Raw genomic sequence first — 10,698 nt, forward strand, 5'->3', positions numbered from 1 at the left:
TTTATTTTCCATGATAATCCTTTTTAAATAAATTTAAAATTGATAATAAAATAACTTCTCCGTCTGTAGTTACAGGGAATAAATTAAGTATATTAGCAAAACACATAATCTTGAGCACTATCAAATTGCTGTTATCTCCATCTATAAATATACCAATAACTATTAAAATAATGGGTGCAGACGAAGAGATGATTAAATTTTGTATATCATTATAATTATTTTTATAACTTATAATTGGAGTTATAAAATAATGGAATTTAAGCTTCGGTTGTCTATGAAAAAATTTTGCGAAAAGCCAATGAATTGCTTCATGAAATATAACTACACTCAAAATAGAAAAAATATAGATGCAAAAAAGAGATAACATATCAATTGACATTATAATTTTTTTGTTTTCGTGAGTTGATTAATAAAGAAATAACAACCCAAATGATTAAAAATATTATATACATAAGTAACGCTTGCCAAGTTAGCGCAAATTGTGTATTTAATTCTTCTTTTGTCATCTCAGTAGTGATACGTAACCCTGTCAATGTTGTAACACTTCCACTTTCGTTGATTTGAAATAATTCATAGATATAATCAATAAAAAAAACAATAGCCCAAATCATTGAACCTATACCAATATATTTTGTTATTTTCATTTTGAATCACCATATTCTTTCTTTAGAATTATAAATAGAGCACTTAACAATACTAAAAGAGCCGGGTAAAGTGCACCATCAATACTGATTAATGCAGACAGAATTATAACAATAACAATTGTTAATAGAGCAGAAATTGTTTCGTTTATACTACTTTGGGATTTAGGAAATAAAAATCCTGCAATTGTTGCAACAAAGAAAATGTTTATTCCATATATATAAGGATTAATACTTTTAACTGCCATAATCCCCACTATAAGAGTCGGGAGCATAAGTATGATTGAAATACCAAGAAGAGATAATAACTCATCAATAGGTTTTATACCGTACAAATCAAATAACTTTCGAATTGATAAAGTAGCGTCAGCATAAGAAATTGCTACAAAACCTATAATAGGAAATAAAAAAACCAATACTTGGAGTGTACTCGACATATCATTTTTTACGATTGAAACGATTGAAACAATTATAATTAGCCCTGAAAAATACAAAAAATTTTTACTTCGTAAAATAGCTGGCATAGTTGTAGCAAGTCCAACTTTAATTACCGGTATACCTTTGAAATAGTTTGCCTCTACATACGTTGAATCCTTAGCTAAATACCTATTATTTATAAAATAAGCCAAAATTCCAATGAAAGAACTTATTGTTAAAACCATTAATGTTATTTGAAGAATTGTTATTTGTTGTAGACTAACCCAAAAATCAATTTTAAAACGGGTAACTAATAAATGAATTGTAGAAATTGTCATAAACATTAAATCTAATAAAAAATTTATTAATAGTTTTTTAGAACCAGTAAACCTTTCTAGTACAAAAGAATATACTGATTCTATAACTAAAAAACTTGCTATAAATACCGTGTGCAATGTTAGTAAAACTAACATTGCTGTAAAAATAGACATATGAATTAATTTTAATATAGGGGCTGCAATTATAATTACCAACTCAAAAATACATAAAGTAACACTTAATTTAAAAATTTTTTGACTAATACTAATTTCCCTTTCGGAAAAAGGTAAAGTCTTAGCGAAAAACAATGAACTTTTATTTAATTTAACAGTAGAATTTACCAAAATAAATAAAAAAACACCTAAGATAATAACTACATTAAAGTAACTGCTTAATGTAATTTTTGATGCAGACATAATTTGAGAAGCTGAAGAGCTACTAATTCCATCAGAAAGTATTCTTAATTCCACCATGTTTAAATAAAAATAACTAAGATATATAAATGTAACAAAGATGAGTAATCCATAACGATTAAACTTACTTTTAAAAAAAGGACGATTAAACAATCCATGAAAAGTATCATTATAAAAAAATTTAAGTATGATTAAAATGTTGCTGAATTTCAATGAGTTTTTCATGTAATACTCCTTCCCGTCTAATTAAATTAGTTAATTCATTAGTCGTTCCTTTAAAAGAAGTAAGTTCTCCTTGCCTCATTAAACGAATATCATTAGGAAACCTATCTAATGTGCCCTTGTCATGAGAAACTATGATTAATTTCTTTTTCTTGCTTAATATATTAAAAATTTCTTGAACTAAAATAACTGTTTCAAAGTCTAAACCACCAAAGATTTCATCTGCGATGATATAATTCGTATTTGCTGTTGCAGCTACTGCAATTTGAATTTTCTTTTTCATTCCAAAAGAAAAAGACTCTAATTTTTTATTTTGACTAGAAGTTAAATCTAAAAGATTCAAGAAAAATGATAACTGATCAGGTGCACTTGAATTATATCTACTTAAAACAAAATCAGCATATTCTTTACCAGTCATGTAGTCAGGTAAATAAAAGTCTGAAGGAAGATAAAAGATTTTTGATTTATACTCTTTTGTTCCTGGCATTAAACCATCTATCGAAATACTTCCAGAGTCTGGTTGAAGAAGGTTTGTTAGCATATTCAAAAATGTAGTTTTACCACTACCATTTATTCCAACTATGACTGAAATTCCATTATTTGAGAATTCAGTATTTAATTTATTAATAACTACTTGATTTCCAAATTTTTTTGATAAATTTTTTATTTTTAGCATTATATTTATCTCCTAAAAAAAGAGTTCTACTGAACTCTTTTTTTTCATTTATTAAAAGTTACCTGGCTTTACAGCCTATGCCCATCTCCCAAACTTTTGGCCAATTCAGCTTGATATTTCCATTAAAATCATAACCGCGGCTTGTACAATAAAATGCATAAGCCATAAGTGAACCCAAAACTAAAAGTGCAAATACCATCCAAAACCATCTGTTTTCAAGAAGACTACGATATTTTTCTGTAAGCACTACATGATATGAAGTTAACATAGCATTCACAAGATTTCCCCCCAATCATAGTTATTATAAGAAAATTTAATTTTTAAAAAATTAAGAAAATAAAATCTTCTTATTTTTTAAATATTAACTTTTATGGTGTTATTTGTAAATGTTTTTTTAAAAATATTTTATTTACTAGATTACTATTCTCTTACCTATCTGTTTTCGAGGGTCCCGCCACATCACTATCAAACTAACAATTGATATATCCTCAAAAACGAGAAAATTGATATCTTTAGGTAAAAATATACATTTTTTTTGTTTTGGGGACATTATAAAACTCTTAAATTGTTGTATATTTGAATTAATCCCCAAAATTCTTTTTTTACTTCTCCCAAAACTATAAACTCATAATATAAAGCTTTAAGTCTTATCTAAACTTTTTTACATTTATCACCCTCCATTTCCAATATATAAAGTAATAGTAGTCCAATCAACTGAAAATGTATATATTTTACAATCAATCCATCTATTATAATCATCTGAATTTCTGTATATAACTATAAAAACTAAGATTTATTATTCACGATATGTAGTCTAAAATCAAAATACATTATATGACTAATGTAGATGGTGTTGCAAAACTCATAAATATCCAAAAATGAATGCATAAAAAAATCCGTTTCCTTGGAAGAATAATAGTAACCGAAACTATTTCAAGAAAGGACGGATTTGCTAGTATGGTAACCAAATTTGATGAAAATCAATCCTAGGAATGGTAAACAAAGTAAGAGTACACATCGTCGTGTATTATCTCATTTTATACAAACCATCCTTGGCAAACAATTGATGAAGGAACGCGGGAAAATTGAACAACAGTTTAGTAACCTAAAAGATAAAGGGCTGGAACAGCCACGTTTGTATGGTCAAAATCACTATCTATTACATGTTCAGCTAGTTTTTCTGATTCATAATATTGCATGTTTATTTTAGTTTTGCAACACCATCTAAATAGGGTTCTTTCTTGTTTCCCTCAAATGTAAAGGCACCATTCTTGGGAATTTTCATAATAAAAAAGATTTATTTTAACCTTATGCGAATACTAAAGTCCATTTCAATTGAAATGGACTTTAAAACCTTTTATTAGACATCTTCTACTCTTTTTTCTTCATTACAAAATCTTTAAAATTCCCCCTAAGCTTGTAATACTTCATGTTAAGACGAATAGCTACTATAGAGATTACGATAAACCCTACTACATATAACATGTCTCTATCTCCATTTCTTATTGTTTAGCAAACTTATTTTTTAGATACTTCTCATGTTTCTTTTCAATACCCTTATCCGTTATGTTTGCTCGCAACATAGTTTGATGAATATGTTGGACCTCATCATTTGTTAGTTGCACCTCAGTATATGATTCAATACAACTTTTTAAGTCGTTATAATATAGGGCGTGTTTACCTTTAGAATGAACATCTACTCTTTTTAAACTGCATTTTGGATGAAACGCTGCTATAGAGATGCACGGCAGCTGTTGTTCCATCACCCATTCAATTGCTTTTATATGCTTATAGTTTTGTCGAAATGGATTTTGAAAAGAGGATTTCTTTCTAAAAATACCCTGTGTCCACCTTGCCGCTTTCTCACTTCCATAGATCCATCCTTCATAGTTCTTTGTCTCTACAACAAATACACCGGTTTCCGCGATAACAATATGGTCAATTTGTGTTGTATCACCGAACTCCGTATAAACTGTCACATTATGTAACACAAAGTAACTTTTTGGATCTAATTTACTTAGTATACGTTTTACCAGTTTCTCTCCAGCTTTCCCTTTCCATTTTGGTACATGTTTTTTCACAACACTATTCAACGGTATTAGAACCGCAATGAGAATCAATTCGAATATCAATACTTTCATAATAAAGTCCTCCTTTTTACACCCTTGCATTTCTGCGCATTAAACGATAGACATGCGTTTCTAATCCTAAAATAAAATATGAGATACATAAGCCTTTTATCACCATCTCTATAAACCCTAAAGCCAATGAAACAAGGAGCCCACCTCGAAACTGAAAAGGTCTGGTTACTCTTCTATTTACTGGCTTTTCAATGACGCCAAAGTTGGCCCAGGTAGGCAAACGTTTTTCCACATTTTTCACGGTACCCATTAATCCGTATTTTAACGATAGAATGAAACATCCAATTAATAAATAAACAACAGAAGAAAAATAGATAGATAGGCCTATTACGATACATGTCAGTAACCAGCCTATTAATATAGAATTTCGCAAAGCAATATATTCTCGATTTCTATTCAATACAAACAGTCCTTTCAAAATTAATAAGGTTATTTTTATTTGGAAAATATTTACATCTAATAATAAGCATGATATGATGTCTATATTAATTTAAGAATTAGCCTAAAAAGGATTGTGATAGCCATGTTAAAACTTGTAGTAAATAATACCGGAACAGAACCAGAAAGTGATTCAGCCTTTTCAAACTATTTCACTTGCAAAGACTGTGTATATTATCTTTCAAAATCAGATTCTTGCAGTCTACAATTAGCAGCTGATTCAAATAGTCCCCTTATTCCTTATGAGTGTGGGAATTTTGAGGAAACCTATGAAATCGGAACGGAAGATCCATTGAATTCACACATACATCAGCAACTTCGTGAAGAAAAAGCGCAAATACTAGCTGAAAGTTATCCAGCACAACCTTCTATTGATCCCATTCATAAAGACGCAATATGGTTTGGGGCAATAAACTATGGTTGTTGGATTATAAATGATTCGAAGAAACGTTTTGCACTTGCAGAACAGGTTCCTTTCGGTGATAATAATATGTCATCTGAAAAATACGCATCTCCTTTTCCTTTACATGACCATGGTGCAAAAGAAGGTATTAGGCACTATATGTGCTGGTATGTAAACGAAAAAGGAATAGGCGAATACCATATACTTATTGGCGGTGTCATCATGAAAATTGCAGAAGGAGTTAAGGAACTTGGATTCAATAACTAATCACATCTATAAGAAAAGAATGTTAGAACATACCATACTATTTAGTTTGGTACAGCTGGTACCACTGATCATATCTACCAGTCTCATTTATATATTGCTAGAACTTACTGATACGGAGTGGATAACCTGGTTTAGTTATGAAGGGATCTTTGCCGTTCTTTTCCTTATAACGAGGTTCCAGGTGTTCCAAAATAAGAAAAGTATTATTTCTTTGAATCAATATGAAAAGTGGTTTTCAAAGTTAAATATTTTCTTAATCTCTATATTTCTAGTGTTATTTGCATCCATACCAACTCTATTAAAGATCGCTTTCATTCTACAAATGACTATTATTCTATTTCTATTAGAGCGCATTTGTTTGTATATTAATTGTTTACCGACACATAATTTATATAGGATAAAAGAGATCATTTGTGATAAAAAACAACTACAAATCGAACGAATCATTCCAAATAATGAAGAACACGGTACTCATACAATCAAAACAAAAGATGGGCAATATTTTTTATATACCGCTGTATATTTGAGCGGCATACTATCACCAATATCGAAAGAAGTATTTGAAGAATATGAAAGAAAGAACCTAATGGGTAGATAAAAGGTACTGAATGTAGATTCAGTACCTTTTCTATTTTTATATATAGTTCTTTACATATTAGCAAATAGCCATGGAGCGAGTACGGCTAACATACACAGCAAACAAGATCCCGTTATGACACGGTTGGCCCAACGGTAATATTCCGGTTGTTTCGTACTCTCATGAATTCTTCTTAAACGAATACCTGCGATTAACATAAAGGGTGTGAAAATAAGTGCTGTTGCTTTAAACAGGTCTAAAAAATCCGTAAAGATGTTCATAAACGAAAATACATCGGAGCTGAACAAGAAGTACACACTTAGTCTCATCGACATCATGCTGATAAATGAGAAAATCATACTTCCGGTTGCCCACTTCATCCATTGACCATTCTTTGTAATTAATGCCATAACCATGACAATAACGCCTAATACGAATGAAATAGAAAAGATATTGACTCCTACTTTAAAAGCCGGCGCATACAATCCTTCAATCTTTTGTATGATTGATGATCCAAACGAATCATCTTTCTCTGTTGTTTTCGTTCGATTGTTTAGTCCATCTTTAAATGATGACGAAACATCATTTCCTTTTAATTCATTAAAATCTACTTTTACAGAAGCTTGAGCTGCTTGTAAGGGTACAAGTAATAAAACCATCAAAACAAGCGTGCATAAGACCCCTATCATTCCTTTTTCATGTTTCATCACACATCACCCGCTAATTTTGGTTTAATGCTCTTTAATTTAATTTCATTTCCTTCTGCAGCATAATAAAGATCTGCTGCATAATAGATATTTGCTTTTGTATATGCCCCCATAATTGCATTTGCAATTTCTTCTTTTTCTACTGCCTCATATGTTTCATTTTCATTGTAAAACTCAATTTCAATTCGATTAATATTATTATTTAATACTGTAATATGTAACTCTTTTAAGCTATCTAAGCGATTGCCTAATCCACACACTAACTTAAATACTTTATTTGCAATTGTTGGTGGTTTGACATATGTCGTATTAAAATGAATTGTTTCATCATCTATCACACCATCTTCCTCGACTTCACACGTCATAATGAAAGAATGATTTTGTTTTTCAATTTCTTGTTGACTCAACTTGCGATCAATGACATACTTCACGCTTGTTGACAGGTTTTCTATATATTCATCCAGTTCGGTATTTGAAATTTTAACCTCTGAGAATTCCGGAAAAATCATGTAAGCGTGTATATTAGAACTACTTTTACTTACACGTAATACCTGGACTTGTTTCTTTTCATAGCGCACCGTTTGTTCTAATTTTTCTACTACATTGTTACTTATGGAATTAATATTCATTTACATTCACCTTTCAAAATTGTTATTTTTTTAAATCAAAAATATTTTTCACTTCATATAATCCTCATGTTTGGATTTAATCTATTTTAAGCATTGTAATATTACGAAGAGTTCTCAATTCTCCTGTTTTAAGACTGTTAATCACTTCAATCTCAAAACATTTTAATATTACAATGACGTACAATGTCTCATTATAGTCGAATATCCTTATATGGTGAATCATTCTGTCCCACTCATTTGTACAAAAATAAAAAAATGTTTTATTCTTGTACAAATGAGTGGGAAAGTGCTGTAGTTCATGCTATTTAACTAAGAAAATACAACTAGGAAATAGAACTATATATTCCCTAGTTGTCTATTACTCCATTCAACTAGTGTATAAGAATAAGGTGAATCGACCTCTAATTTCATATACAGTAATTGATTTTTCGGTAATATCTCTCCCTCTGTATGAATCCAATAACGCTTTTTATTAGACATATTTATGACACGTGTTAGTTCTTGTTCTTGTTCTATTACTTTTGCAGTCCACCTCACAAAATCCATATCTTCAACATCAGCTACTCCTTGTTGAACAGGAAAAACGTGTTCCGTTTCCGGTGGAATTGAAACATATTCTGGTTGTGGATACATGTCCTCATATTCGAATAATTCTTCAGGTATATCCTCATCACTTGGAAAAGGAATATCACAAACAACTTCAGGAGTAGGAGTATGATGAAAAGATTCAGCATACTCCACTTCTTCTATATCCTCATTTTTGAATCTGTTACTCTCTTCCTCACCCAGATTCTTATGAACAGATGTAGCAACTAAATCATATATACTTGCTACATCCTTTTCTAAGGTGATCTCTTTTGTTGGAACAGTAACACGCTCTTGTTCCCTTCCAATAGGTTTATTTTCTCTTGGGCACCAATAAACGGGGCGTTCCACCGGTTTATTTTCCATTTCTTTTTTCTTGGCTTCTTCTATTAGAAATTTTTTCTTTGAATTACGAACTACCAAAAATACATAACAAAATAGACCAATAAAAATTTTTGTAAACATAATATTCCCCTCCAAGTTCTTTTTTACAATAAAAAAAGGAAGATCCAAGTATATACATCACTTAGTTCTTCCTTTTACCCTCTATACACTACCTCGACTTTATTAAAACGGTAGTAAATCATTGTAATCTCCGATAGCTCATCCAAACCAGCTAATATATCATCCGGCTCTTGAGATTGCTCTCTTGTTTCCTGCTCTTTTGGATCATCTAACACTACCAAAATCTTATCTTTTTTCATATCTATCCCTCTGTCTTCCTTATTTTTCAATCTCATAAACAACTTCCTCGTAGTCAAAAAAATAATCTTTCAGCTTACGCATAAATTTACGAAACTTCGGTTCAGCTACGATCTTTGTACCATGATAAAAACTTTGTTGCCCGACAAAGCGCCATAAGATAACATAGCCTCCTTTTGCTTCCTGTATGCCTTCAATAAATAACGTAATTTCTTGAATGGCTTCCTTTTCATGAATGGCGTTTGGTCTAAAATATTGCATTTTACCATCAGGAAATATGATTTCTGCCTCTAAGCAACCTCGCAATTGATTAATTCTCGATCTAGATTGGATTAACATTGCTGATGCAGCATATGACTTCTGGTTATTTTCCATTCGTGTTTTATGTTCCTCTGCTGTTGGTACTAATCTTAAGTGTCTACAATCTTTTTTCATTTTCATATCTCCTCTAATTTGCAATTTGTTATGAATCATAATCCAGCCTGCGAACTTGAAAACAACACAAAAAGAGCTTCTTCAAGTCGATTAAAAATGTGCATAGCAAAATAAGCTATATATACACTAATCGGCTCAAAGAAGCCCTTTCACAATTGAAACAAGACGCAACTTGCTTCTACAACTCAACCACAACACAAAAAAAGTGTGGGAATAAACGGAATCAAATAAACTAACAATATACCTACATATTATATAATATAGGTATATATTTCAAGAAGTTTTAATTAAAGTTAACGCATTACCTAAAAAATCCTGCTTCCTCAAGCTTATGAAGGATGATAGTCAAAAAGTATCCGAGTAATGCGTTAAGGTTTAATTGAATACTATAAGTGTTTTACCACTTTCAATCCACACACCTACTAGAGGTGTGAAGCCCATACAATCCCTTTAGACGTGTAGCGCTAGCGATTTCAATCCGCGCACCTACATGAGATACGACATTAAGGTGTTTTAGAAAGGCCACCCACTTTGATATTTCAATCCACGCATCTATAAGAGATGCGACTTCTCTGTATCCTTTTTTGCTAAGAGTTTAAACTGATTTCAATCTGTGCACCTATACAAGGTGCCACCAGCACGAAATTTATCATCGCAACACCATCTGGTATTTCAATCCATGCACCTAAAAGAGGTGCGGAAAAATTGGACCCTCGGTGAGTATAATGCACTACTATTTCAACCCACACATCTATATAAGGTGCGACCATATCCTTTAACTTTTCCTTTAACAAACACATAATTTCAATCCACATACCTACAAGTGAAGTGAACCCCGAAAGTTAGACAGGTCGTTTCATTAGGCAGGCTCTAGGGTATGAGCCCGGTATTGTACTGGGCTCATACCCTTTAATTTTGCCTTAATTCTTTTATGATTATAGTATTCTATATACTTTGCTAATTCTTGTTTGAAATGTGTTATACTTTCAAATTCTTTTCGATACAGAAATTCCGATTTCATGATACCGAAGAAATTTTCAATAACGGCATTGTCATAACAGTTTCCTTTGCGAGACATACTTTGAGTTATGCCACAATTCTTAAGAGAATGACGGTATTGTTTCATT

At 31.2% G+C, this 10,698-nt stretch carries 14 protein-coding genes and 1 pseudogene; 3 read left to right on the top strand and 12 right to left on the bottom strand.

All coding sequences use genetic code 11. The features are described 5' to 3' along the window. Positions 1-368 precede the first annotated feature (368 nt). From C4S65_RS16950 to C4S65_RS16965, 4 genes are read right to left on the bottom strand one after another with little or no spacing between them, the layout of a single operon-like run. Complete coding sequence (locus C4S65_RS16950) at positions 369-644, bottom strand: hypothetical protein (protein ID WP_098324104.1); 276 nt, start codon at positions 642-644, stop codon at positions 369-371. Further along, positions 641-2,014: a hypothetical protein gene (locus tag C4S65_RS16955; protein ID WP_098324103.1), complete on the bottom strand. Its 1,374-nt coding sequence runs from the start codon at positions 2,012-2,014 to the stop codon at positions 641-643. The genes C4S65_RS16950 and C4S65_RS16955 overlap by 4 nt, the downstream gene beginning before the upstream one ends. Then, a complete protein-coding gene (locus C4S65_RS16960) occupies positions 1,971-2,687 on the bottom strand; it encodes an ABC transporter ATP-binding protein (RefSeq protein WP_098324102.1) in 717 nt (238 codons plus the stop codon). Before C4S65_RS16960 ends, C4S65_RS16955 begins: the two co-directional genes overlap by 44 nt. Before the next feature lie 58 nt (positions 2,688-2,745). Then, positions 2,746-2,955: a hypothetical protein gene (locus C4S65_RS16965; RefSeq protein ID WP_098324148.1), complete on the bottom strand. Its 210-nt coding sequence runs from the start codon at positions 2,953-2,955 to the stop codon at positions 2,746-2,748. 711 nt (positions 2,956-3,666) lie between these two features. Here C4S65_RS16965 and C4S65_RS16970 point away from each other — a divergent pair. Then, positions 3,667-3,897: pseudogene (locus tag C4S65_RS16970) on the top strand (transposase); the annotation flags it as partial. A 292-nt stretch (positions 3,898-4,189) separates the two neighbouring features. On the opposite strand, the gene C4S65_RS16975 reads toward C4S65_RS16970, so the two are convergent. Together C4S65_RS16975 and C4S65_RS16980 are read right to left on the bottom strand one after the other, a co-directional pair. Next, positions 4,190-4,828 carry a nuclease-related domain-containing protein gene (locus tag C4S65_RS16975; RefSeq protein WP_098447786.1) on the bottom strand — a complete coding sequence of 213 codons (639 nt, stop codon included), beginning with the start codon at positions 4,826-4,828 and terminating at the stop codon, positions 4,190-4,192. A gap of 16 nt (positions 4,829-4,844) precedes the next feature. Then, positions 4,845-5,228 (bottom strand): hypothetical protein, encoded by a 384-nt coding sequence (locus C4S65_RS16980; RefSeq protein ID WP_098447787.1) that lies wholly within the window; start codon positions 5,226-5,228, stop codon positions 4,845-4,847. A gap of 123 nt (positions 5,229-5,351) precedes the next feature. On the opposite strand from C4S65_RS16980, the gene C4S65_RS16985 reads away from it, so the two are divergent. Then, positions 5,352-5,936, top strand: a complete 585-nt coding sequence (locus tag C4S65_RS16985) for a hypothetical protein (RefSeq protein ID WP_103945316.1) — start codon at positions 5,352-5,354, stop codon at positions 5,934-5,936. Between the two features lie 19 nt (positions 5,937-5,955). Continuing rightward, the gene (locus C4S65_RS16990; protein ID WP_181032138.1) at positions 5,956-6,534 is read left to right on the top strand and encodes a hypothetical protein; all 579 of its coding nucleotides are present in this window, start codon (positions 5,956-5,958) and stop codon (positions 6,532-6,534) included. A 50-nt stretch (positions 6,535-6,584) separates the two neighbouring features. Here the strand turns inward: C4S65_RS16990 and C4S65_RS34010 are convergent, their stop codons facing one another. The 6 genes from C4S65_RS34010 to C4S65_RS17025 all read right to left on the bottom strand — a co-directional run. Next, positions 6,585-7,220, bottom strand: coding sequence for a hypothetical protein (locus C4S65_RS34010; protein ID WP_142391546.1), 636 nt, complete (start codon positions 7,218-7,220; stop codon positions 6,585-6,587). Then, positions 7,220-7,849: a hypothetical protein gene (locus tag C4S65_RS17000; protein ID WP_098277124.1), complete on the bottom strand. Its 630-nt coding sequence runs from the start codon at positions 7,847-7,849 to the stop codon at positions 7,220-7,222. Before C4S65_RS17000 ends, C4S65_RS34010 begins: the two co-directional genes overlap by 1 nt. 336 nt (positions 7,850-8,185) lie before the next feature. After that, positions 8,186-8,899, bottom strand: coding sequence for a transposase (locus C4S65_RS17005; protein ID WP_103945318.1), 714 nt, complete (start codon positions 8,897-8,899; stop codon positions 8,186-8,188). 74 nt (positions 8,900-8,973) lie between these two features. Further along, positions 8,974-9,174, bottom strand: coding sequence for a hypothetical protein (locus C4S65_RS17010; RefSeq protein WP_097855851.1), 201 nt, complete (start codon positions 9,172-9,174; stop codon positions 8,974-8,976). Then, positions 9,158-9,571: a DUF6018 family natural product bioysynthesis protein gene (locus C4S65_RS17015; RefSeq protein ID WP_097855850.1), complete on the bottom strand. Its 414-nt coding sequence runs from the start codon at positions 9,569-9,571 to the stop codon at positions 9,158-9,160. Before C4S65_RS17015 ends, C4S65_RS17010 begins: the two co-directional genes overlap by 17 nt. Before the next feature lie 859 nt (positions 9,572-10,430). Further along, positions 10,431-10,698 (bottom strand): IS3 family transposase (locus C4S65_RS17025; protein WP_142391547.1); only part of this gene is annotated, 268 nt, incomplete at its 5' end.

Source organism: Bacillus sp. ok061 (assembly GCF_900108285.1).
GTDB classification, from domain to species: domain Bacteria; phylum Bacillota; class Bacilli; order Bacillales; family Bacillaceae_G; genus Bacillus_A; species Bacillus_A thuringiensis_S.

Coding starts and splice junctions, on each gene's coding strand:
- C4S65_RS16950 (WP_098324104.1), bottom strand. CDS start 644: ATGAAAATAACAAAATATATTGGTATAGGTTCAATGATTTGGGCTATT.
- C4S65_RS16955 (WP_098324103.1), bottom strand. CDS start 2,014: ATGAAAAACTCATTGAAATTCAGCAACATTTTAATCATACTTAAATTT.
- C4S65_RS16960 (WP_098324102.1), bottom strand. CDS start 2,687: ATGCTAAAAATAAAAAATTTATCAAAAAAATTTGGAAATCAAGTAGTT.
- C4S65_RS16965 (WP_098324148.1), bottom strand. CDS start 2,955: ATGTTAACTTCATATCATGTAGTGCTTACAGAAAAATATCGTAGTCTT.
- C4S65_RS16975 (WP_098447786.1), bottom strand. CDS start 4,828: ATGAAAGTATTGATATTCGAATTGATTCTCATTGCGGTTCTAATACCG.
- C4S65_RS16985 (WP_103945316.1), top strand. CDS start 5,352: ATGTTAAAACTTGTAGTAAATAATACCGGAACAGAACCAGAAAGTGAT.
- C4S65_RS16990 (WP_181032138.1), top strand. CDS start 5,956: ATGTTAGAACATACCATACTATTTAGTTTGGTACAGCTGGTACCACTG.
- C4S65_RS34010 (WP_142391546.1), bottom strand. CDS start 7,220: ATGAAACATGAAAAAGGAATGATAGGGGTCTTATGCACGCTTGTTTTG.
- C4S65_RS17000 (WP_098277124.1), bottom strand. CDS start 7,849: ATGAATATTAATTCCATAAGTAACAATGTAGTAGAAAAATTAGAACAA.
- C4S65_RS17005 (WP_103945318.1), bottom strand. CDS start 8,899: ATGTTTACAAAAATTTTTATTGGTCTATTTTGTTATGTATTTTTGGTA.
- C4S65_RS17010 (WP_097855851.1), bottom strand. CDS start 9,174: ATGAGATTGAAAAATAAGGAAGACAGAGGGATAGATATGAAAAAAGAT.
- C4S65_RS17015 (WP_097855850.1), bottom strand. CDS start 9,571: ATGAAAAAAGATTGTAGACACTTAAGATTAGTACCAACAGCAGAGGAA.